Below are 21120 nucleotides of genomic sequence, written 5' to 3'. Positions count from 1 at the left end.
GACGCCAGAATGATCGGATGCCCCGTCGTCGACGTTCCCGCCGTGTCTCCCTGTCCACCGTGCTCGTCATCGTGCTCGCGGTCGCCGTCTGGGTGTACCTCTACGGGCCGGAGGGCATGAGGTCGGAGGCGGGCGGCGGCTGGACGTTCCCGGGTCAGAGCGCCCCGGCCACGAGTGCGCCGCTCGACCCGGCGACGCTCGACCCCGACCTCGCGGCGCTCGTCGTCGCCGGGCCCGCGTCCACGGCGCCCTACGATCGCGCCCGGTTCGGCGAGGCCTGGGCCGACGTCGACGGCAACGGCTGCGACACGCGCAACGACGTGCTGATCCGCGACCTCGTCGACATCGCGTTCCGTGCAGACAGCAACGGCTGCATCGTGCGCACGGGCACGCTGCACGACCCGTACACGGGCGCCGTGATCTCGTTCACCCGGGGCCCCGACACGTCGGAGGCGGTGCAGATCGACCACGTGGTGCCGCTCTCGTACGCATGGCAGCACGGCGCCTCGACGTGGGCGCCCGAGCGGCTCGCCGCGTTCGCCAACGACCCGGCGAACCTGTCGGCCGTCGACGGGCCCGCCAACCAGGCGAAGTCCGACTCCGGCCCGGCCGAATGGATGCCGCCGGCGAGCGGCTACGCCTGCACCTACGTCGACCGGTTCGCCGACGTGCTGCTCTCGTACGGACTCACCGTCTCGCCCGAGGACTTCGACGCGATCGCATCCGTCGACTCCGGCTGCCCCTGAACCCGATGGGGCTCGCCCGCATCGTGGAACAGATCGAGTCGCGTTCCCGGCTGTCAGCGAACGTCGCCGCGCAGCCCGTCGACCGGGTGCTCGTCCCAGGTCGCGAACGGGTCGTTGCCGACCTCCGCCATCAGCGCGGGTCGTGCGGCCGTCGCGGCGCCTTCGGAGTCCCAGAGCGCAATGCCCACGAGACGGCCGCTCCCATCGTCCACGACGCCGGTCCAGTGCAACCCAGGCTGTTCGCGGGCGACCCGGATGTACCGCTGCATCGAGTCGAGCACCGCTTCCCGGTGCTCGCGTTTCTTTCTCGCCGGTGCTTGCCCGCTCGAAGACGATGGAACCATTGCCGCGGTCGGCGACTACGCGTCCCAAGCCGCTCGGTGCATCGAGACGATGAAGGGGGCGCTCGAGGCCGCCGGGGCAGGGATCGAGGACGTGATCAGCACGCGCGTCCTGGTCGCTTCCTCGAACCGGTCCGATCTCGTTGCAGCTTGGGAGGTGGTTCATGGCGCGTTCGGCGATCATGACGTACCGAGCACCCTCTTCGGAGTCACGGTCCTCGGATATGACGACCAGCTCGTCGAGATCGAGGCGGTTGCAGCAGTCATCGACTGACTTGCCCATCGGCGTCGTGAAGCGGGGTGCGGATGTCGCCATCCTCTGAGTACCTTGAGCAGGAAACGAGGGAAGCGATTGGCGGCCTCTGCCGTTGCCTACGGAGAGCAACGAATGGGCGCGATTCGAACAGGGAGCTGGTCGCAATGACCGAAGTGCACGGATCGGACGAGTCCGACCGGTCGACGGATGAACCGATTCCGGATGTCCGACACGAGATCTTCAGTGTCACCAGAGTTCTCCAGGCGGATCGGGCAACGGTCTTCGGAGCGTTTGCGGACGACCTGATCCGGCGGCGGTGGGTCCGTCTCCCGGGATCGGGAGCGACCTACGATCACGTCTTCCGGGTCGGCGGGGGCGAGGATGCGACCAGCACCTTCGTCCTGCCCGACGGGTCGGAAGAGCGGTTGCGCAACAGGTCCCGCTATCTCGACATCGTTTCCGACCGCCGGATCGTGTTCGTGTACGAGGCCATCGTCAATGCCGTGACCCGCTGGGTATCGCTCGTGACGGTCACCTTCGAGGATGCGGATGGTGGGGGAACCACACTGATCTGGACGGAGCAAGTCGCGTTCCTGACCCGCACCGGTGACGGCAGCGCCGACCTGCCGCACCTGCGCACCGGGACGACCCTTCGGCTGAACGGGCTTTCGGCGGCCATCGGCGGCAGCGGCTCGTGAGGCGCGCAATGCTCGCCTGGCTTCCAGCATGCGCTCGTGCGCGACATCCGAAGACGGACCGGCTGACGCCTCAGAGGCGGCGCTCTCGCCTCACGCGGCGGACAGCACGCCGACAGCGGCCAGCACGACCCATGCCAGGTAGGCGAGGAGGCAGAACCTGTCCGGCCATCCGATTCGGATCTCAGGCGAGCCGCCGTGCCCGTGGGCTGGGGCCGCAGCGATGAGGAACCACACCAAGCCGGCGAACGGGACGACGGATGCGATCGCCAACGTCCAGCCGAGCGCGGTCGCCACCCCGACCCCCGCGATCAGCGCGGCAGGGGGGAAGCCGGCGAGCAACACCCCGCCCAGCACCGTGTGCGCCCTGCCCACGGGCGTGGCCTGAGCGCGAGGAGTCATGATCGGATCGGCGTCGATGAACGCAGCACCGAGCGCGCCCAATGCGACCGCGGCCAACGGGATGGTCCACGCGCCGCCGAACGGCCACAGGGCGACACTCGTCGCCGCAAGGCAGATGGCCATCATGACGAAAGCGAGGCGCATCACCCACCCGTATCGCCCCAGGGAGTATTCGCTGATCATCCGCCAGGACGGGTCGTACTCGGGCTTGAGAACGTGAAGGATCGCGATCAGCCCTGCCGTGATCCCGCCGCCGACGAGCGCCGTCACGGCAGCGATGGCAGCAACGCTCAACGGGCCAGACCTCCAGCGACCACGGGCATCCTCCTGAGCGGCACTCTATCCCGCGGTCCGGGACGACCATGGCTGGCCCAACACCGGAGCCGCATGCAGCGTCCGATCGCCGACCGGCCTCCGGGCGGCTTGGCTCCCGCGTTGGAACATCGTCGCGCCATCGTGCGATGGCGCAGTCGGGTCGCGGTGTGAGACGGTCTGACCGGATACCCCGCCCGATCAGAACGCCCGCACGGGCACGGCGGATTCTGGTGATCGACGCAACAGAGTAGGTCGTTGCAGGCTATCCGAGTGCTGTTGCCGGGGCGCGGTGTTCTTGTCTCAGGCGTCGTGCCGGGGTGTCGTAGTCGAGGGTCTTCCGTGGGCGGTGGTTGATCTCGTTGACGACGCGGGTGACGTGTGCGGTCGAGTGTTGGGCGAGGTTCGTGCCTTTCGGGAAGTACTGGCGGAGGAGTCCGTTGAAGTTCTCGTTCGCGCCGCGTTGCCAGGGGCTGGCGCGTTCGGCGAAGTAGATCGGGATACCGGTCGCGGCCGTGAGGGCTTCGTGGCTGGACATCTCCACGCCCTGGTCCCAGGTCAGGGAACGCTTCAGATGCGCAGGCAGGGTCGCGAACGCGCCGATCACGGCATGGTTCACGGACGCGGCAGTGTGATCCTTCGGCAGGTTGATGACCATCCCGTACTGGGTCTTCCGCTCTCGCAGGGTGACCATCGCGGACACGGATCCGACCCCGACGATCAGGTCGCCTTCCCAGTGCCCGGCAGTCAGTTTCGTCTCGATCTCCGCGGGGCGTTGGTCGATCATCGTCATGTTCCGGATCCTCGAGCCCTGTCCGGTGCGGGTGCGCCAGCGGGTCTTCCGGATCCGCCGACCGGTGCGCAGCTTGATCGCGTACCGCTGATGCAGTCCGCCGGGTTCTCGGAGTAGCAGGGCACGGTAGAAGGTCTCGTGACAGACGTGCATGCTCGGCTCGTCGGCATAGGTCTTGCGGAGCCACCCGGCGATCTCCTCGGGTGACCAGCACCGGTTCAGCTTGCGTTGCACGAGCAACCGCAACGGTGCGTTCGCGACCAGTCTTGGGGTCTTCGGGCGTGCGCGTTGCCGGCGCGCGTCAAGGTCCGCGGTGCGGGGCAGGTAGTTCCCGGCCGCGTCGGTGTGCCGGCGGAGTTCCCGGCTGATCGTCGACGGGTGCCGGCCGAGCTGCCTGCCGATCTGACGCATCGAGCACCCCAACCGCAGCAGGTCCGCGATCTGTACCCGCTCCCGACCGGTCAGGTACCGTCCGCTCGATGGCCGCGGCGGGGTGAGTGAGGGGATGAGGAAGTTGTTCTGTTTGCGGATCCGGGTTCCGACGGGACGCGACATACCCAGGATTCTGCAAGCGTCGACGTTGCTGACGCCCTCACGCATCAACTGCCAGTACCGGGTCGGCCCGTTCCCGACGACGTCTCGTGGCATCGGTTTCGCCGAGCATCGCGTCGACCAACCCTGCCGACGCATGCAACGCGTCACGGTGCGCGGCAGTCGCCGCGTTCCGTTTGCGGCGTTCCGTGGCCTGCCGTTCTCGTTCGAAGGCCTCGGCCCGACGCGGCGTCAGCCGCAGCACTCGGATGGATCGCGTCAAGCTCACCCCGCTCGAGCGGAGTTCCCCGAATCGGCGCTGGATCCACCGGTAGCCCGTGGAACGAGCCACGCCCACCGCCCGGCACGCAGCATCGCAATCCGCGCCACCCTCGAACGCAGCCCAGAACACCCGCTCCCGTGACGGGTCCACCCGCAGATGATGGCGCCCATCACGCCCGACCAACGCTTCCCAGTCCGGCAACCGACTCGAACGGAACCCCAGCGCATCGACCGCGTCACCGGCACTCAGCCCGCCACGACGGAGCTGGACATACCGATCGCGCAGGAACCGATACCCGACCTCCTTATCGATCCCCGCCATCCGGGCGGATCCTTTCAGACCATGACCCTGGCCGATCGCAGCCAGAAACCGCACAGCCGCGGGAGAAGAGAACGACAACACCACGAGCAACAACCTCCAAGAAGGGGTGTTGCATCGATCAATAGAATCCGGGGCACGGCCACTGCAATGGAAGATGGGTCGGGCTCACCGGTGCCGACGCTGAAAGCGCTGCCATTCGAAGGCGACGTTGCTCGGACGAGTCCGCAGCAGCCGTCATCGAGGCAGGTCGCCCACCACGAGTCCGAAGCGTTGACCCTCGAACCGGGCCCTCCCAAGGAGAGTGACGTCGCCGGCCCTAGACCGCGTCGGCCCGCGCGCGGTAGGCGCGCACGGCCATGCGGTTGCCGCAGCGGGTCGTGCAGAAGCGGCGCGAGCCGTTCTTCGAGAGGTCGACGTAGAGGCTCTCGCAGTCGTCGGCGTCGCACACGCGCAGGCGCTCCATCTGGTCGGAGCGGATGACGTCGACGAACGCCATCGCCGCCTCGACGAGGATGCGCGTGGCGAGCGGCTCGTCGAGCGCGGTCGCGTGGATGTGCCAGTCGAGATCGTCGTGGCGCACGAGCCGCGGGAGAGCGTGCGCGTCGGCGAGCAGGTCGTTGACGGCAGCGGCGGCGGCATCGCGATCGAGCAGCCAGAGCGCGCGCAGGCGTTCGCGCGCGGCGCGCACCTCACCGAGTTCCCGGGCGTCGCGGTCGTGGCGGCCGGAGTACTTCCAGGTCACGAGGAGTGCATCGAGCTGGGCGATCGTGCGGAGCTCGTCGTCGCCCGAATCCGACGCCGAGGGCACCGTGTCGGTGAGGGCGCCCACGAACTGCAGTGCTGACTCCGTGTCATGGGTAAAAAACATTTGACTCCTGACTTCTGGCCCGAGTACTGTCACGAGCATAACGAGTTTCGGGCATGACGTGGCCGCGGCTCGCGAACGACCTCGCACGACACACGAACCAACGGAACGGCAGCGCAATGCGGGCTTCACGCGGCATCCTCGGCATCATCCTCGGCCTCGGGTCGGGTCTCGCGTTCGGCGCGGGCGGAGCCGTCGTGAAACCGCTGCTCGAGTCGGGCTGGTCGCCCGGCGGGGCCGTGTTCTTCCGCGTGCTCGTGGGCGCGCTGCTGCTGCTCGTGCCCGGGCTCATCGCCCTGAAGTTCGACCTCCGCCCGCTCTGGCGCGCGAAGTGGACCGTGCTGACGTACTCGGTCGTCGCCGTCGCCGGCGTGCAGCTCGCGTTCTACATGTCGATCGCGCGCATCCCCGTGAGCACCGCACTGCTCATCGAGTACCTCGCGCCCGTCGCCCTGGTCGCGCTCGCGTGGGTGCGCACGCGCCACGTGCCGCAGTTCGTCGTGCTCGCCGGTTCGGTCGTCGCGATCGTCGGCCTGGTACTGGTCATCGGCCCGGCCGGCGGTGCGCTGGATCCGCTCGGCATCGCCTTCGCCGCGATCGCGATGATCGGCGTCGCCGTCTACTACGTGCTCGGCGAGAAGAGCGACACCGGCATCCCCCCGATCTCGCTCGCCGCGGTCGGCCTGTTCATCGGATGCCTCGTGCTCGGCGCCTCGCTCCTCGTGGGCCTCGTGCCGTTCGAGGCGAACTTCACCACCGCGCCGTACTTCGGCACGATCGCGCCGTGGTGGGTGCCCGTGCTCACGGTCGGCGCCGTGTCGACGGCGTTCGCGTACGTCGCGGGCATCCAGGCGATCCAGATCCTCGGCACGCGCCTCGCGTCGTTCGTCGGCCTGTCCGAAGTCGTCTTCGCCGGAATCGTCGCGTGGATCCTCCTCGGCGAGGCGATCGGCCCCGTGCAGCTGCTCGGCGGCCTGCTCATCCTCGGCGGCATCGTGCTCGTGCGCTTCGAGCGCCCCGCGCTCGCGACCGCGCCGGACATCCTGCCCGGCACGGCCCCGGCCCTGGAGTCCGACCTGACGTTCGAGCCCGATCCGCTGTCCACCGACCTGCCCGCCGACCTGCCCGCGGGTACCGCGCGGCCGGCCGAGCGCCCCGCGACCTGACCCGCGCCCGTAGGCTTCGAACATGCGATTCGGCATCTGCATCCTGCCCCAATCCGACTGGCCCGAGGCCGCCGAGCTCTGGCGCGGCGCCGAGGAGTACGGCTTCGACCACGCGTGGACCTACGACCACCTCTCGTGGCGGAGCCTCGCGGGCGAGCGCTGGCACGCGACCGTGCCGACGCTCACGGCCGCCGCCATGGTCACCGAGCGCATCGAGCTCGGCACGTTCGTCGCGTCGCCGAACTACCGGCATCCGGTGCCCTTCGCGAAGGACATCGCGACCGTCGACCAGATCTCGGGCGGCCGGGTGCTGCTCGGCGTCGGCTCGGGCGGCACGGGCTTCGATGCGACCGTGCTCGGCGAGCCGCTGCTGACCCCCACCGAGCGGTTCGAGCGGTTCGCCGAGTTCACCGAGGTGCTCGACGCGCTGCTGCGCTTCGAGGGCGAGCCTCCGCAGACGGATGCCGCGGCATCCGAGGACGCCGGAATCTCCTACGAGGGCGACTGGTACCGCGCCGTCAACGCGCGCATGGTCGGCGCGCCGCCGCAGCACCCGCGCACCCCGCTGCACATCGCCGCCGATGGCCCGAAGGCCATGGCGCTCGCCGTGCGCCTCGGCGACGGCTGGGTCACGACCGCCGGCTCGATCGACGACACCGAGGAGTGGTGGGCCTACGCCGCCAAGCTCAGCCGCCGACTCGAGGCCGCTTGCGCCGCAGCGGGGCGCGACGCCTCGACCATGCCGCGCACGCTGCTGCTCGACTCGTCGGCCCGCTACGCCCTCGAGAGCGTCGACGCGTTCGAGCGGGCGGTCGGGCGCGCCGCCGAGCTCGGCTTCACCGACGTCGTCGCGCACTGGCCGCGTGAAGACGGCATCTACGCGGGCCGTCGCGCGGTGCTCGACGAGGTGGCCTCGCGCCTGCCAGGCCTTCGCTGAGAGCCGCACCACAGCTTCGCTTCGCTACGCTGGCAGGCATGCCCGCACCCCGCTCGAAGTCCCTGTTCGCGTGGGAGCCGACGCCGTACCTGCTGGTGCTCGTGCTGCTGATCCTCACGGGCATCGTGCGCCCGAACTCGCCTGCCTGGCTGTACTGGCCGTTCCTCGTCGCGCTCGTCGCCTCGCTCGCGTGGCTGCTCGTGGTGCTCCTGCGCGCCGGGCGCACGCGCACCAATCCCGACCAGTGGGGCAACCTCGCGACGCTCGACGGGCTCGAGATCGTCGACGCGCCCGCCCGCACGCGCGAGGTGCGCAGCGTCATGCCGGTCGCCGACGTGCAGCGCCATCAGCCCGCGATCGATCTCGCCCGCATCCACGGCGGCGCCGATCAGCAGGCCGTGCTCGTGCCGCGCGCGAGCCGCTGGCTCTCGATGCGCTACCGCGTCGGCGTGCAGCTCGTGGGCGGCGACCGGCCCCGTCACGCGGGTTTCCTGTCGGATACCGCGGCCGAGCCGTGGCTCGAACCGCTCGACGCGCTGCGGCTGCGTGGGGCATTCGTCCGCGTGCCCGCCCGCATCACGGGCGACTCGCGCCCGTTCGGCGTCGACCTCGACGCGAGCGGACTCGCTGAGGCGCTGACGCCCGCGCACGACTAGCGGCCGGCCGCGGCATCCGCCCGGCCGGACCGGCCGATCAGCAGATCAGGAGGCGGGGGACTCCGCGTTCTCGGTCGCCTGCTCGGCCGCGATCTGCTCGCGCACCAGGTCCATGTCGAGGTCGCGCACCTGCGCCACGAGGTCGTCGAAGACCGGGCGGGGCAGGGCGCCGGCCTGGGCGAAGACGCCGATGCCGTCCTTGAAGGCCATGATCGTCGGGATCGACGTGATGTTCATCGCGGCGGCGAGCTGCTGCTGGTCCTCGGTGTCGACCTTCGCGAAGACGACGTCGGGGTTCGCCTCGGAGGCGGCCTCGTAATTCGGCGCGAACTGCAGGCAGGGGCCGCACCAGCCGGCCCAGAAGTCGACGAAGACGGTGCCGCCCTCGAGGATCGTCTTCTCGAAGGTCTCAAGCGTGAGGGGAACGGTAGCCATGCCCCCAGCGTACGTTCCGCTCATGGCCGGAGGCCCAGCGTTCGCTCAGGGTGATCCTGATCGCCGCGGTTCGGCGGCCTCCACGCAGGAATCGTGCGTGTATGAATCTGAGAGCGCGTTCTCGTGCGCATCCGGGCGTGAGGGGTTCCGGATTCCGCCGGGGCCGACCTATGCTGGCCCCCCAAACGGGTGTCAACGGTGGCATCCGTGCGGAAGGGAACATGATGCAACGATCTGCACCGCGATCCAGGACTGCCAGGGCACTCGCGATCGGCGCCGCCTCGGCGCTCGCATTGGCGCTCGTCCCGGCGGGCGCGGCGCTCGCCGGAGGCTCGTCGAACAAGTGCGACAACCGCAACAACAACACCATCGCCAAGCTGCTCGAATGCGCGTCGGCGAACGGGGTGATGGAGCACCTCGAGGAGTTCCAGTCGATCGCCGACGCCAACGGCGGCAACCGTGCCGCGGGTCTGCCCGGCTACGACGCGAGCGTCGAGTACGTGGTCGACACCCTCCAGGACGCCGGGTGGAACGTCACCCTCGACGAGTTCCCCTTCACCTTCATCGGGCCCTCGACGCTCTCGCAGACGGCTCCAGTCGTCGCGGACTACGAGACGGGCTCGTTCACGGGCACGGGCTACGGTCCGATCGACGGCACGATCGTGCCGGTCGACGTCGTGCTCACCGCTCCCTACGATCCGGTGACGAGCGGCTGCGAGGCGGCGGACTTCGCCGGCCTCGACTTCACGGGCTCGAACGACATCGCGCTCGTGCAGCGCGGCACGTGCGAGTTCGGCGTCAAGGCGCGCAACGCGCAGGATGCCGGCGCCGAAGCGGTGATCATCTTCAACCAGGGCAACACGCCCGAGCGGTCGGGCCTGATCACGGGCACGCTGTTCGGTGCGAACACCGAGGCGCTCGACATCCCCGTCGTCGGGGCGAGCTTCGAGCAGGGCCTCGCCCTTGCGCAGGCGGGCTCGACCGCCTCGATCTTCGTGCCCGCTCCCGAGGAGCGACCGCAGGTCAACGTCATCGCCGAGCTGCCGGGCAAGAACGACACCAACGTCGTGATGGCCGGCGCGCACCTCGACTCGGTGCAGGCGGGCCCCGGCATCAACGACAACGGCAGCGGGTCGGCCGCGTTGATCGAGATCGCCCAGGCGCTCGGCAAGCTGAAGCCGCAGAACACCCTGCGCTTCGCCTGGTGGGGTGCTGAGGAGAGCGGACTGCTCGGCTCGGCGGCCTACGTCGACGGCCTGTCGCAGCCCGAGAAGGACGAGATCGCGCTGTACCTCAACTTCGACATGATCGCCTCGCCGAACTCCATCTTCATGGTCTACGACAGCGACGAGTCGGGGTACGAGGCGCCCGTGGTGGTGCCGGAGGGGTCGGTGGCGATCGAGGATCTCTTCGAGAGCTACTTCACGCTGATCCGCCAGCCCTACGACGACGCGGAGTTCTCGGGTCGGAGCGACTACGAGGCGTTCATCCTGAACGACATCCCGTCGGGCGGCCTGTTCACGGGAGCCGAGGTCGTCAAGACCGAGCAGCAGGCGGCCATCTGGGGCGGAACCGCGGGTGAGCAGTTCGACCAGTGCTACCACCTCGTCTGCGACACCATCGCGAACATCGACAAGAAGGCCCTGTACGTGAACATGGGGGCGATCGCCACGGCGGTGCTCACCTACGCGTACTCGACCGAAGACGTGAACGGCGTGAAGGGCAAGAAGCTGCCGTTCAACATCCTGCCGACGCCGGCCGGCCCCCAGGGCACGGTGGGCGGCGGCGGCGGGCTCGCGCCCGACCACGGCCACGACCAGGGGCCGCTCGAGGCGTCGTAGTCGGAAGTCGATCCTCGACGACGACGAGAACGACGTCGAGAACACGAGCGGGGGTGCCTTCGGGCGCCCCCGCTCCGTCGTCGAGGCGGGGTGGAATCGGCGTCCCGAAATCGGGTGCACGATCCGGGAATAGTGTGGCCGTGGCATCCGTTGGATCCGATGTATGCAAATGCATATACTTGCAGGATCAGATGGATCACCCAGGAGGGGCATCATGCAATTCGGAATCTTCACGGTCAGCGACATCACCCAGGACCCGACCACCGGACGCACCCCGACCGAGGCCGAGCGCATCCAGGCCACCCTGACCATCGCCAAGCACGCCGAAGAGGTCGGCCTCGACGTCTTCGCACTCGGCGAGCACCACAACCCGCCGTTCTGGTCGAGCTCGCCCACCACGACGCTCGCCTACATCGCGGGTCAGACCTCGACCCTGCAGTTGACCACCTCGACGACGCTCATCACGACGAACGACCCCGTGAAGATCGCCGAGGACTTCGCGATGCTGCAGCACGTGTCGGGCGGTCGCGTCGACATCATGCTCGGCCGCGGCAACACCGGACCGGTCTACCCGTGGTTCGGCAAGGACATCCGTCAGGGCCTCCCGCTCGCGCAGGAGAACTACGAGCTGCTGCACCGCCTCTGGCGCGAAGACGTCGTCGACTGGCAGGGCCGGTTCCGCACGCCCCTGCAGGGCTTCACCTCGACGCCGCGCCCGCTCGACGGCGTGCCCCCGTTCGTCTGGCACGGCTCGATCCGCACCCCCGAGGTCGCCGAGCAGGCCGCGTCGTACGGCGACGGCTTCTTCGCGAACCACATCTTCTGGCCCGCGTCGCACACGCAGCGCATGATCGCGCTGTACCGCCAGCGCTTCGAGCACCACGGTCACGGCACCGCCGCGCAGGCGATCGTCGGCCTCGGCGGCCAGGTGTTCATGCGCAAGAACTCGCAGGACGCGGTGCGCGACTTCCGCCCGTACTTCGACAACGCGCCCGTCTACGGCCACGGTCCGAGCCTCGAGGACTTCACGCAGCAGACGCCGCTCACGGTCGGCAGCCCGCAGGAGGTCATCGACAAGACCCTCGGGTTCCGCGACTACGTCGGCGACTACCAGCGCCAGCTCTGGCTCCTCGACCACGCCGGCCTGCCCATGAAGACCGTGCTCGAGCAGCTCGACCTGCTGGGCGAAGAGGTCGTGCCGGTGCTGCGACGCGAGTTCGCGAAGAACCGTCCCGTCGAGGTTCCGGATGCCCCGACCCACGCCTCGCTCGTTGCCGCGACCTACGGCGGCGAGGCGCCCCGCCAGGCGACGCCCAACGCGAACCGTGGCGACAACCTCGCCGGCCCGTCGCCCTACCAGGACGCGCAGGCCACCGCGGCTTCCCCCGAACCCGTCAAGACCGGCTCGGCCTTCGGCCCGGCCGCCACGCGATAAGGAGCACGATCATGACCGGCACCACCGCCGTCAAGCGCATCGTCGTCATCTCGTCGGGCCTCTCGACCCCCAGTTCGACGCGTCAGCTCGCCGACCGCCTCGCGGCCGACGCGGCGAGCATCCTCCGGGAGCGCGGCGTCGAGGTCGAGGTGCAGACGTTCGAGCTGCGCGACCTCGCGCACGACATCACGAACAACCTGCTGCTCGGCTTCGCGCCGCCCAAGCTCGAGGCGGCCCTCGAGGCCGTCGCCTCGGCCGACGGACTCATCGCCGTCTCGCCGATCTTCACGACGAGCTACGCGGGCCTGTTCAAGTCGTTCATCGACGTGATCGACACGCAGGCGCTCACCGACCTGCCCGTGCTGCTCGGCGCGACCGGCGGCACCCCGCGGCACTCGCTCGCGATCGACTACGCGATGCGCCCGCTGTTCACCTACCTGCACGCGATTCCGGTCACGACGGGCGTCTACGCGGCCACGAGCGACTGGGGCGACGGCGGCGACGGCGTGCGCTCGCTGCCCGACCGCATCTTCCGCGGGGCGAAGGAGTTCGCCGACCTCGTCGAGCGCACCGACCGGTCGGGTCTCGTGAACGACCCGTTCGCGCTCGACCGCTCGGGCGGCCACCTCATCGGCGGTCTCGCGGGGGAGTAGCCCGCGACGCATCCGGCGTCGACCGGCTCGCGATGAGCCGGTCGATGCCGAGCCCGAGCACGATCGCCACCGGAATCGACACGAGCGTCGCGAGGAGCGGCTGGTCGCCGAACGCGGCGCCGATGAGCGCGCCGACGCCCACGTTGTAGCAGGCCCACGCGAACCCGGCCGCGAGCGAGAGCGGCAGGTAGCGGCGCAGCGGCACGCCGCCGGCCCCGGCCGCGAGGTTCACGGCGATGCGTGCGAACGGCACGTACCTGGCCGTGAAGACGAGCACGGCCGTGCGCCGGTGCACGGTGTCGCGCGCACGCTCGAGGGCCCGCCCCACGCGCCCGCGCCGCTGCCACGCCCACCGGTCGAGGCCCACCCGCCGCCCGATCAGGTAGCAGCACAGGTCGCCGACCACAGCACCCGCCGCGGCGACCGGCACGACCGCCCAGAGCGACGGCGACCCTGTCGAGGCGGCCAGTGCGCCGAGCGCCACGACGAGCGTCTCACTCGGCAGCACCACGAGGAACGCGTCGCCCACCACGAATGCGAACAGCACGGGCAGCACCCACGAAGAGGCGGCGATCGCGTCGAGATCCACACGGGTGTTCTACCCGGCCGAGGTGAACGGCAGGGGGCGGATGCCGCGGGCGGCCGCCCGCGGCATCCGTCACCGCGTGCTGCGGCGGTCGTCGACGAGCGAACCCGGCTCGAGGTCGTAGACCGTGTCTTCGGGCCGGCCGTCGTCGCCGGTCGACGCGCCGCGGAACCACGGAGCCCACCAGAGCACCGTGCCGGCGACCCATGCGGTCACCGCGAACACCGCCCACGCCTGGATCGTGGTGACCCCCGACTCGATGGCGACCGCGGTCGCATCGGAGGTCGGCGCGGCCACGTCGTCGAGCGAGGCGAGCCAGGTCGTGAGCGAGACGGTCACCACGGTCGCGGCGACGGTCACGGCGGTCACGCCCGCCAGGCCGTACCAGGGCTTCAACGCCTGCGACAGCAGCGTCACGCTGAGCGCGCCGACGACGATCGCCGAGGCGATCGCCCGCCAGACGATCGAGCCCAACGGCGAGCCGAGCTGCTCGGCGAGCGGGTCGAGCACGGCCAACGGCAGGAACGCGGTGACCACGAGTGCGACGGCGCCGAGTGCGCCGAGCAGGATCCACCGGCCCGGGCGCGAGCGACGAGCCGACGACACGGTCTGCAATCGGCCGTGGGTCACCTCGGTGACCACGATGAGGGCGGCGAGCACGACCCAGAACGGCAGCGTCCAGAGTCCGAACGCGAGCGTGACGAGTCCGAACGAGACGACGAGCACCGCGGTCAGCGTCACGAGGATCGCCCGCGGCACCCGGGCCCGACGCTCGGCGGCGGCGATGACCCTGCGCGCCCTGGAGCCCTCGACCGTGGCGCTGTTGACGGCGTCGCGACGTTCGCGGCGCGCCGACCGGGCGCCGAGCAGGCGGATGCCGGCGATGACCGCGGCGACGATCGTCGCCGCGAGCGCGCCGGGCCAGCTCCGGTCGAGCGCCGAGGACGCGCTGAGGTCACCGGTCATCTCGCGGAGCGCGAGCATGAGCCCACACGCGAGGATGATCCCGGCGAGCATGAGCCGAGGCGGCGAGAGCAGCGCCGGCACGAGCACCAGCACCGGGCGGAGCAGCCACTGCACGACGCCGACGGGCGAGAGCCTGCCGCTCCCGCGCACGATCGCCGACGATGCGACGCGCACGACGCGCGAGGCGAGCGCCACCCGGTATCCCGACCCCAGCGACTCGAGGTCCTGCGAGCCGCGCACCATGCGCTCGCGGATGAGGTCTGGTGCGTTCGCGACGACGGCCTGGTCAGTCGCCCCCGCGCTGACGACGGGGCCGTCGTAGGGGCGGTCCGCGCTCGCGTCCATCTCGCGGAGCAGCGCCGCGTGCACGGGCTCGAGGTGCGAGGCATCCGAGGGCTCGGGCTTGATGCCGGGGGCCGGCTCCATGCTCTCGAGCAGTTCGACGAGCCCGGCCGCCGCGTCGAGACGGCCCCACCACCAGTCGTTGCGCCGCCACTCCTTGCTCAGGAAGCCCGCGAAGTTCGCGATCCGCAGGCCCGCGAGCTTCGACGAGGAGAGCAGTGCCCGCTCGTCGAGCAGGCGGGCGACGGTCTCGTCGTCGAGCTCCTCGACGGGCTTGGCGAGCGCGGCCCGGTACCCCTCGAGGATCTGCGCGTCGAGCAGGGTGCGGTAGGTCGCGACCGCGGCGGGCTGCATGTCCGACCCGATCCGGTGGAACCGCACGGTCGACGAGGCGGTCGGAATGCCGCTTCCCGCGAAGATCAGCGGGAGGTCGCTCGCGGGCAGTCGGGTTCCGAACCCCGGCATCCGATGCCATGGGGTCTCGAGCCAGCGACGCCTGGGGTCGTGGCTCGCGGCGATCGCGCTCGCGTGCTGGAGCCACTCGACGATGTCGTCGAGCCTGCCCCAGAGCTCGGCCCGAAGTCGCGGGCGATCGGCGTTCGCGTCGAGCCAGGTCGTGACGAGGTCGGCGGCGCTCTGGTCGCTCAGCGGGGACTCGGAGGGGGCGAGGTCGTCGATGCCGTCGAGCGTTCGGCCGACGGCACGATCGCGCAGGTCGCGCGCCTGCGACATCACGGCGTACAGGCGCTCGCGCAGCACCGCCCTCGGGGTGCCCGTGGTCTGCGGAAGCTGCTCGAGCGCCGCGTCGAGCGCGTGCAGCGACGTCGAGCGGAAGCACTGGTCCTCGATCGCTCGCACCCAGGTGAGGGCGCAGAACGCCGCGTCCACGAGGGTCTGGGCGCCCAAGGCGATCGTGTCCGCGGGCACGTCCTCGACGGGCTCGTTGCGACTGACCTTGTCGAGCGCGTCCCTGAGGGCCTTCTCGAAACGGCCGATGCTCGTGCGGTCGAGCGCTCGACGGTCCGGCCGGCGCTTCAGGTTGGTGCCGAGCGTCCACTCACCGGGACGGCTGAACACCATGCGCAGGAACTCCGCGTCGGTCGTCGAGCGCAGGCGCGCGAATGCGGCCACCGAGCTCCGCTCCGACGTGGGATCCTCGCCCGCGGTGGGGGAGGCGTTCATGCGCACGGCGAGCATCTCGTCGCGGCCCTTGCGCACGAGTGCCTGTGTGCGTTCGTCGAAGACCGCGTCGATCTCGTCTTCGCCGGATTCGCCGCCCGCCCGCTTGCGCACGCCCGCCATGACCGCGAACAGGAAGCGCGAGAGCGGGTCGTTCCTGGTGGTCTTCGGGTCGGGCGGCAGTTCGGGCGCCGGGCCCTTGTAGGCCGTCGCCCGGAGCAGCCATCGCGAGCTCTCCTTCGGCGACGGGTCGAGGTAGACGAGGGCGCGGTTCACGTGGTCGTTCGCGGGGATGTTGCGGACGGCACGCAGGGCGCGGTCGATCGGGATGTTGTCGAGCACGCCGCCGTCGACCACGCGGAACGGATGCGACCGACCCTCCTTGCGGTGCGCGCTGAAGACGTTGCGCATGTCGGGCGGGCTCGAGGTGCGCGCCGCGTCGAACGGCTGGTCGCCCGAGTAGATCAGGGCCGGCTCGAATGCGCCGGGGAACGACGACGTCGAGCGGGCGGCGTACGCGAGCCGCGCGTAGGCGAGCCTGCGGTCGTCGTCGGGCGCGTCCTTGCCGGGGATGTCACGATGCTGCACGTCGTCGGTCTCGGTGCCCACGAACCGGAAGTGCGCGTGCCCCTCGGCGGCGCTTCGCTCCGTCGTGTCCTTCGCGTCGATGAGCGTCGCCGAGAGGTCGACCACCACGTGCGGAGCCTCGAGGGCGGCGTGCGGCGGCACCGAGACGATCGGCGGCTGGGCGCCGACAGACTGGGCGACGACGGGCTGAGTGATGCCGGCCTGGGCGACGACGGGCTGGGCGATGCCGGATGGACCGACCGCGGGCCGAGCGACGGAGTCGGCCTTGGTCGCGCTGCCGACGTCGCCCTCGGCGATGCGCCCGAGCGCGCCCACGAGCTCGACCCAGAAGTACTCGTCGCCGCGCAGCACCGAGTCGAACTTCGCGGGCCTGCCGGTCTGCAGCAGTCCCCATGCGGCGCCCGTCTCGAGCCACGTGCCGAGGATGCCCTCGAGGCCGACGCCGGCGCGCTGTGCGACGGCGTACATGACCGCGTTCAATCCGCCGGCGCTCGCCCCGGCGAGCACGTCGAACTCGACGCGGTCGTACCCGCGTTCGTACACCAGCTGCGCGTACCGCTCGGCGCGTGCCAGCAGGTTCTCGTCGGGTTCGGAGGCCGCGGCGGCGGCGATGCGCGTGGGCTCGTCGGCCTGCGCCCACGCGGCCGGATCGACGGCGACGGGGTGGATGAGCAGTGCCCGTGGCTCCTGCGTCGTGCCCTCGCGGTAGATGCGGATCCGTCGCAGGATGTCGAGCTCGGCGATCGCGCCGCCGATCCAGACCGCGAGGCTGACCCCGCCCTTCATCGCGAGCGCGATGCGAAGGCCGCGGGCGTGGAACGGCGCCGCTCCACCGGGGAGGAAGATCCGCGGATTGAGGTCGGCGACCGCGGTCGTCGACGTCTTCGCCTCGCGGTCGACGGTCTCGGCCGGCGCGAGGTCGACGCCCTCGGCGACGGGGAACGTGCCGTAGGTGCGTTCGAACTCCGTCGCCGAGGCGCCGGAGTGCAGTCGAAGCGTCACGTAGTCGTGCGGCACCGGTGCCGGTGTCTCGTGCGCCTGCGTCGGTTCGGGTTCTGGCATCGGTCGCTCCCTGCGGAAGACCAGTGGCGGTCGGCCACATGCTAGCGATCGCCGAGCACCACCGTCATCAGGGCGCGCACCGATTCACGACGAGCGGATGTCGCGGACGGCTGCAGCCGGGCTCAGCCGCCGCTCTTGCGGCGGAACTCCTGCTTCGTCGCGGCGTTGCCCTGGGCGTGGTCGACGGCCCCGCGTCCGTCGAGGTGCGCCTCGCCGCCGCGCTGCTGCTTGTTCTTGCGCTCGAGGGCCTCGCGGAACTTGCGCTTGACGTCGTCGGAGGGGCCCGTGGTGGTCTTGTCGTCGTCGGCACTCATGGTTCGAGTCTAGGCGCGTGGGAGCGGCTGCCCGCCCCGCTCACGCCTGCGTGAGATCGCGCGCCCGGAATCGGAGCAGCCCGAGGGCCCAGCACGCCAGCGCCACGAGCGAGAGCACGACGAGCGGCAGGGCCTCGAACTCGACGCCGGGAACGCGGGGCGTCGCGGCGAGCGGCGTCGCGTCGATGAACTCGTCGGAGAGGGAGAACAGCGGTCCGAACATGGCGATGATCACGCTCGCGCCGTAGACGATCCACGAGACGAGGATCGCCTGGCGCGGCAGCCACCCGGTGAGCAGCACCGTGACGCCCACGAGCACGAGCAGGCTCGGGAGGTAGGCGGTCGACGCGGCGAGGATGCGGAGCACCTGGTCGGGGTCGCCCTGCGACGCGGCGAAGGCGAGCCCGAACACGAGCCCGGAGGCGACGAGGATCACCGCGCCCCACACGGCGGCGAGCAGGTAGCGGGTGAGCGCCCACCTCGTGCGGGAGACCGCGCCCGCGAGTTGCGGCTCGAGCCGGCCCGAGGCCTCTTCGAGGCGCACCGACGTCGCGGCCTGCACGGCGAACGCGGCCGCGACCATGGCCGTGGCCATCACGAAGAGGCCCACGATGCCGTCGAGCACCGAGTCGGCCTGCCCCATGAACGCCTTCGCGTACGCGTTGCCCGAGTCGAGCAGGTCGGACATCGCCGAGGCGACGCCGCCGTAGAACAGGCCGCCGGCGATGCCGCCGAGCAGCCAGCCGATCATGGGTCCGCGTTCGAGGCGCACGGCGAGGCCGAGCGGGGTCGCCAGCGAGCGGGTGGCGCGCGCCGGGCCCGGGCGGTCGGGCAGCACGCCGGCACCGACGTCGCGGCGGGACTCGATGACGCCGGCCACGAGGCATCCGCCGATGCCGAGGCCGACGAGCAGCAGCAGCGGCCACCATACGTTCTCGCCGAACGAGCGCATGTTCTGCGCCCAGCCGATGGGGGAGGCCCAGCTGAGCGGACTCGGGGTGTCGCCCTCGGCCTGCACGTCGGCGATCGCCCGCACGAGGTACGCGACGCCGAGCACGATCGAGGCGAGCGAGTTCGCCGCCCGACTCGTCGAGGTGAGTTGGCCCGCGAGCGCGGCGATGCCGAGGAACGCGATGCCCACGCCCGCGATCGACGCGCCCATGGCGAGCGATCCCTCGGCGGGCAGGCCGAGCCCGATGCACGTCAGGCCGATGAGCAGGCCGACCACGACGCTGAGGCCGCCGACGACGAGCTGGTTCGCGAGGCTGTAGGCGTGGTGCCCCACGGCGCCGGCGCGGACGAGCTCGGTGCGACCCGCCTCCTCTTCGGCGCGACCGTTGCGGGTCACGAGGAAGATCGAGGCGAAGCCGATCGAGACCGCGAGCGTCATCCAGATCTTGATGTTCAGGATGCCGCCGAGCGTGCCCGCACCGTTGGGCAGGCCCGTCAGTGCGGCCACCGCCGGCGTGTTCGCGACGGCCGCGTACGCATCGCGCGACTCCTGCGTGGGAAAGGCGACGCGCTGGGACTCGAAGACCATCGCGACCATGCCGACGAGCACGACGACCCAGATCGCGAGCCGCAGCCAGTTGCGCCGGAGGATGAACCGGGTGAGGTCGGGGAAGGCGGTGAAGGCCGCGACGGGCGGCGTGTGCCCGGGCGTCGCGGACGACGGACGCGTCGGGTGCGACGGGGTCGGCGCGAGCGCGGTCATGACGCGCTCACCGTCGCATCGGCGGCGCCCTGGGAGGCCGCCACGCCGTAGTGCCGCAGGAACAGTTCTTCGAGCGACGGCGGGGTCGACACGAGCGATCGAGGTGAGCGCGACGCCAGGTCGGCGAGCACCCCGCCAAGCTCGGCGTCGTCGACCGTGAAGCTCACGCGCTCGCCGTCGACGGCGAGGTCGTGCAGGTCGCGGCGTTCGGCGAGGGTGCCCGCACCGCCCGGCAGCACGACCGAGACCGACGTGCGGTGCAGGTGCCTGAGGTCGGCGAGGGTTCCGGCCTCGACCGTACGGCCCGCGCGGATGATCGTCACCTGGTCGCAGAGCTTCTCGACCTCGGCGAAGATGTGGCTCGAGAGCAGCACGCTGCGGCCCTGGTGCGCGAGCTCGCGCACGGTGTCGGTGAACACGCCCTCCATGAGCGGGTCGAGGCCCGACGTGGGCTCGTCGAGGATGAGCAGCTCGGCATCGGAGGCGAGCGCCGCCACGAGGGCGACCTTCTGCCGGTTGCCCTTCGAGTACGTGCGTGCCTTCTTGGTCGGGTCGAGGTCGAAACGCTCCACGAGCTCGTCGCGGCGGGTGCGGTCGACGCCGCCGCGGAGGCGCGACAGGATGTCGATCGACTGCCCGCCGGTGAGGTTCGGCCAGAGGTTCACGTCGCCCGGCACGTAGGCGATGCGGCGGTGGAGCTCGACCGCCTCGCGCCACGGGTCGCCGCCGAGCAGGCGCGCGGCACCGGCATCCGCCCGTGCGATGCCGAGCAGGATGCGGATCGTCGTGGACTTGCCCGACCCGTTCGGCCCGAGGAAGCCCATGACCTGACCCTGCTCGACGCGGAGGTCGAGCCCGTCGAGGGCCGTGACCGCGCCGAAGCGCTTGACGAGTCCGGCGACCTCGATCGCCGGCGTGGATGCCGCGTTCATGACTGCTCCGTTCCTGGGTGCTGCCGGATGTACTGCAGGTACTGGTCGAGATAGGTGGAATCGGCGAAGACGCCGTGCGTGTAGAGCTCGATCGACGGCAGGGCGATCTGCTCGAAGGTCTTCGCGAGCACGGTCTTGAAGTCGGTGAGGTCGATCTCGGGGTGCATCGAGAGCATGACGAGGAGCCCGCCGACCGAGTTGGTCACGAGTAGTCGTGCACGGCCGACGGGGTCGAGGCTCGGGCGCAGGATGCCGGTGGCGACCGCCCGCTCGGAGTACGCGACCGCATCGGCGATGAGGTGCTCGATGAAGGCGCCCCCGGCCGGGCTGCCGTCCTGCACGCTGCGGAGGATGTAGACGAGCATCGCGCCGTGCTCGTCGGCCTCGGCGAGCTGCGCCATGGCGTTCGCGGGGGACTCGAGCCCCTCGGTCTTCAGCGAGCGGTGGCGCTCGAGCACGGCGGCGTCGCACTCGGCGCGCAGGGCGTCCTTCGACCCGAAGTGGTGGCGGATGAGCCCGGCGCTCACGCCGGCGCGTGCGGCGATCGTGCGCACGGAGGCGCCGAACCCCTCGGCGGCGAAGCACTCGATGGCGGCGTCGCGCAGACGGGCCCGGGTGGTGAGATCGCTCGGGGCCGGGTCGGACGCGGCGACCGACTCGTCGCTGGGGATCGTCTCGGTTATACGCACGTATCGGATGCTACACGCGTGTATAGCCAACGTCCAGAGGTCGCGCGCACCAACCATCGGCGACCCGCAGGTGAACCTTC

General features: G+C 70.7%; 21 protein-coding genes. 9 read left to right on the top strand and 12 right to left on the bottom strand.

Features of this window, described 5'->3' with window-relative positions; all coding sequences use genetic code 11:
• The first annotated feature begins 17 nt into the window (after nt 1-17).
• Nucleotides 18-746, top strand: coding sequence for an HNH endonuclease family protein (locus tag ATC03_RS13020; RefSeq protein ID WP_074401044.1), 729 nt, complete (start codon nt 18-20; stop codon nt 744-746).
• Between the two features lie 53 nt (nt 747-799).
• Here ATC03_RS13020 and ATC03_RS20615 read toward each other — a convergent pair whose 3' ends face one another.
• On the bottom strand, nt 800-958 hold the full coding sequence (locus ATC03_RS20615; protein ID WP_156997181.1) for a hypothetical protein: 159 nt from the start codon (nt 956-958) through the stop codon (nt 800-802).
• A gap of 43 nt (nt 959-1001) precedes the next feature.
• Between ATC03_RS20615 and ATC03_RS13015 the strand changes: the two genes are divergently transcribed.
• Both ATC03_RS13015 and ATC03_RS13010 read left to right on the top strand, forming a co-directional pair.
• Nucleotides 1002-1361, top strand: a complete 360-nt coding sequence (locus ATC03_RS13015) for a RidA family protein (RefSeq protein ID WP_067877812.1) — start codon at nt 1002-1004, stop codon at nt 1359-1361.
• Nucleotides 1362-1507: 146 nt separating this feature from the next.
• Nucleotides 1508-2041 carry an SRPBCC domain-containing protein gene (locus ATC03_RS13010; RefSeq protein ID WP_084003482.1) on the top strand — a complete coding sequence of 178 codons (534 nt, stop codon included), beginning with the start codon at nt 1508-1510 and terminating at the stop codon, nt 2039-2041.
• Between the two features lie 90 nt (nt 2042-2131).
• Here ATC03_RS13010 and ATC03_RS13005 read toward each other — a convergent pair whose 3' ends face one another.
• From ATC03_RS13005 to ATC03_RS12990, 4 genes are all read right to left on the bottom strand, one after another.
• Nucleotides 2132-2710 (bottom strand): DUF998 domain-containing protein, encoded by a 579-nt coding sequence (locus ATC03_RS13005; RefSeq protein ID WP_161490345.1) that lies wholly within the window; start codon nt 2708-2710, stop codon nt 2132-2134.
• A 307-nt stretch (nt 2711-3017) separates the two neighbouring features.
• Nucleotides 3018-4100 (bottom strand): IS30 family transposase, encoded by a 1083-nt coding sequence (locus ATC03_RS21020; RefSeq protein ID WP_227820092.1) that lies wholly within the window; start codon nt 4098-4100, stop codon nt 3018-3020.
• A gap of 37 nt (nt 4101-4137) precedes the next feature.
• On the bottom strand, nt 4138-4680 hold the full coding sequence (locus ATC03_RS21015; RefSeq protein WP_067877802.1) for a hypothetical protein: 543 nt from the start codon (nt 4678-4680) through the stop codon (nt 4138-4140).
• Nucleotides 4681-4996: 316 nt separating this feature from the next.
• Nucleotides 4997-5548, bottom strand: a complete 552-nt coding sequence (locus ATC03_RS12990) for a CGNR zinc finger domain-containing protein (RefSeq protein ID WP_067877799.1) — start codon at nt 5546-5548, stop codon at nt 4997-4999.
• Nucleotides 5549-5664: 116 nt separating this feature from the next.
• On the opposite strand from ATC03_RS12990, the gene ATC03_RS12985 reads away from it, so the two are divergent.
• The 3 genes from ATC03_RS12985 to ATC03_RS12975 are packed head-to-tail and all read left to right on the top strand — an operon-like array spanning nt 5665 to nt 8304.
• Nucleotides 5665-6711: an EamA family transporter gene (locus ATC03_RS12985; RefSeq protein ID WP_074401159.1), complete on the top strand. Its 1047-nt coding sequence runs from the start codon at nt 5665-5667 to the stop codon at nt 6709-6711.
• 22 nt (nt 6712-6733) lie between these two features.
• A complete protein-coding gene (locus tag ATC03_RS12980) occupies nt 6734-7648 on the top strand; it encodes an LLM class flavin-dependent oxidoreductase (protein WP_067877793.1) in 915 nt (304 codons plus the stop codon).
• Nucleotides 7649-7686: 38 nt separating this feature from the next.
• Nucleotides 7687-8304: a hypothetical protein gene (locus ATC03_RS12975; protein ID WP_067877792.1), complete on the top strand. Its 618-nt coding sequence runs from the start codon at nt 7687-7689 to the stop codon at nt 8302-8304.
• A gap of 45 nt (nt 8305-8349) precedes the next feature.
• Here ATC03_RS12975 and ATC03_RS12970 read toward each other — a convergent pair whose 3' ends face one another.
• Complete coding sequence (locus ATC03_RS12970) at nt 8350-8739, bottom strand: thioredoxin family protein (protein ID WP_067877789.1); 390 nt, start codon at nt 8737-8739, stop codon at nt 8350-8352.
• Nucleotides 8740-8960: 221 nt separating this feature from the next.
• Between ATC03_RS12970 and ATC03_RS12965 the strand changes: the two genes are divergently transcribed.
• The 3 genes from ATC03_RS12965 (at nt 8961) to ATC03_RS12955 (ending at nt 12668) form a co-directional block, all read left to right on the top strand.
• On the top strand, nt 8961-10580 hold the full coding sequence (locus tag ATC03_RS12965) for a M28 family metallopeptidase (RefSeq protein WP_067877786.1): 1620 nt from the start codon (nt 8961-8963) through the stop codon (nt 10578-10580).
• A gap of 214 nt (nt 10581-10794) precedes the next feature.
• Nucleotides 10795-12015, top strand: a complete 1221-nt coding sequence (locus ATC03_RS12960) for an LLM class flavin-dependent oxidoreductase (protein ID WP_084003481.1) — start codon at nt 10795-10797, stop codon at nt 12013-12015.
• Between the two features lie 11 nt (nt 12016-12026).
• Complete coding sequence (locus ATC03_RS12955) at nt 12027-12668, top strand: FMN reductase (protein WP_067877780.1); 642 nt, start codon at nt 12027-12029, stop codon at nt 12666-12668.
• Here ATC03_RS12955 and ATC03_RS12950 read toward each other — a convergent pair.
• The 6 genes from ATC03_RS12950 to ATC03_RS12925 form a co-directional block, all read right to left on the bottom strand.
• Entirely contained in the window at nt 12643-13257 is a 615-nt protein-coding gene (locus tag ATC03_RS12950) for a DedA family protein (RefSeq protein WP_067877778.1), read from the bottom strand. The two genes, ATC03_RS12955 and ATC03_RS12950, sit on opposite strands and share 26 nt — an antisense overlap.
• Nucleotides 13258-13326: 69 nt before the next feature.
• On the bottom strand, nt 13327-17391 hold the full coding sequence (locus ATC03_RS21010) for a DUF3376 domain-containing protein (RefSeq protein WP_067877775.1): 4065 nt from the start codon (nt 17389-17391) through the stop codon (nt 13327-13329).
• A 122-nt stretch (nt 17392-17513) separates the two neighbouring features.
• Nucleotides 17514-17705 carry a DUF5302 domain-containing protein gene (locus ATC03_RS12940; RefSeq protein ID WP_067877772.1) on the bottom strand — a complete coding sequence of 64 codons (192 nt, stop codon included), beginning with the start codon at nt 17703-17705 and terminating at the stop codon, nt 17514-17516.
• Nucleotides 17706-17745: 40 nt separating this feature from the next.
• Nucleotides 17746-19419 (bottom strand): ABC transporter permease, encoded by a 1674-nt coding sequence (locus ATC03_RS12935; protein ID WP_084003480.1) that lies wholly within the window; start codon nt 19417-19419, stop codon nt 17746-17748.
• Nucleotides 19416-20351, bottom strand: coding sequence for an ABC transporter ATP-binding protein (locus ATC03_RS12930; protein ID WP_067877769.1), 936 nt, complete (start codon nt 20349-20351; stop codon nt 19416-19418). Before ATC03_RS12930 ends, ATC03_RS12935 begins: the two co-directional genes overlap by 4 nt.
• Entirely contained in the window at nt 20348-21040 is a 693-nt protein-coding gene (locus ATC03_RS12925; protein ID WP_198168739.1) for a TetR/AcrR family transcriptional regulator, read from the bottom strand. The genes ATC03_RS12930 and ATC03_RS12925 overlap by 4 nt, the downstream gene beginning before the upstream one ends.
• Nucleotides 21041-21120: the final 80 nt, after the last annotated feature.

This window comes from Agromyces aureus, from assembly GCF_001660485.1.
In the GTDB taxonomy this organism is placed as follows: domain Bacteria; phylum Actinomycetota; class Actinomycetes; order Actinomycetales; family Microbacteriaceae; genus Agromyces; species Agromyces aureus.
This window is presented reverse-complemented; position numbering and strand designations above follow the sequence as displayed.

Bases quoted from the DNA above. Each gene is read 5' to 3' on its own strand.
- ATC03_RS13020 (WP_074401044.1), top strand. From the start codon at position 18: ATGCCCCGTCGTCGACGTTCCCGCCGTGTCTCCCTGTCCACCGTGCTC.
- ATC03_RS13015 (WP_067877812.1), top strand. From the start codon at position 1,002: ATGTACCGCTGCATCGAGTCGAGCACCGCTTCCCGGTGCTCGCGTTTC.
- ATC03_RS13010 (WP_084003482.1), top strand. From the start codon at position 1,508: ATGACCGAAGTGCACGGATCGGACGAGTCCGACCGGTCGACGGATGAA.
- ATC03_RS21020 (WP_227820092.1), bottom strand. From the start codon at position 4,100: ATGTCGCGTCCCGTCGGAACCCGGATCCGCAAACAGAACAACTTCCTC.
- ATC03_RS21015 (WP_067877802.1), bottom strand. From the start codon at position 4,680: ATGGCGGGGATCGATAAGGAGGTCGGGTATCGGTTCCTGCGCGATCGG.
- ATC03_RS12990 (WP_067877799.1), bottom strand. From the start codon at position 5,548: ATGTTTTTTACCCATGACACGGAGTCAGCACTGCAGTTCGTGGGCGCC.
- ATC03_RS12985 (WP_074401159.1), top strand. From the start codon at position 5,665: ATGCGGGCTTCACGCGGCATCCTCGGCATCATCCTCGGCCTCGGGTCG.
- ATC03_RS12980 (WP_067877793.1), top strand. From the start codon at position 6,734: ATGCGATTCGGCATCTGCATCCTGCCCCAATCCGACTGGCCCGAGGCC.
- ATC03_RS12975 (WP_067877792.1), top strand. From the start codon at position 7,687: ATGCCCGCACCCCGCTCGAAGTCCCTGTTCGCGTGGGAGCCGACGCCG.
- ATC03_RS12970 (WP_067877789.1), bottom strand. From the start codon at position 8,739: ATGGCTACCGTTCCCCTCACGCTTGAGACCTTCGAGAAGACGATCCTC.
- ATC03_RS12965 (WP_067877786.1), top strand. From the start codon at position 8,961: ATGATGCAACGATCTGCACCGCGATCCAGGACTGCCAGGGCACTCGCG.
- ATC03_RS12960 (WP_084003481.1), top strand. From the start codon at position 10,795: ATGCAATTCGGAATCTTCACGGTCAGCGACATCACCCAGGACCCGACC.
- ATC03_RS12955 (WP_067877780.1), top strand. From the start codon at position 12,027: ATGACCGGCACCACCGCCGTCAAGCGCATCGTCGTCATCTCGTCGGGC.
- ATC03_RS21010 (WP_067877775.1), bottom strand. From the start codon at position 17,391: ATGCCAGAACCCGAACCGACGCAGGCGCACGAGACACCGGCACCGGTG.
- ATC03_RS12940 (WP_067877772.1), bottom strand. From the start codon at position 17,705: ATGAGTGCCGACGACGACAAGACCACCACGGGCCCCTCCGACGACGTC.
- ATC03_RS12935 (WP_084003480.1), bottom strand. From the start codon at position 19,419: ATGACCGCGCTCGCGCCGACCCCGTCGCACCCGACGCGTCCGTCGTCC.
- ATC03_RS12930 (WP_067877769.1), bottom strand. From the start codon at position 20,351: ATGAACGCGGCATCCACGCCGGCGATCGAGGTCGCCGGACTCGTCAAG.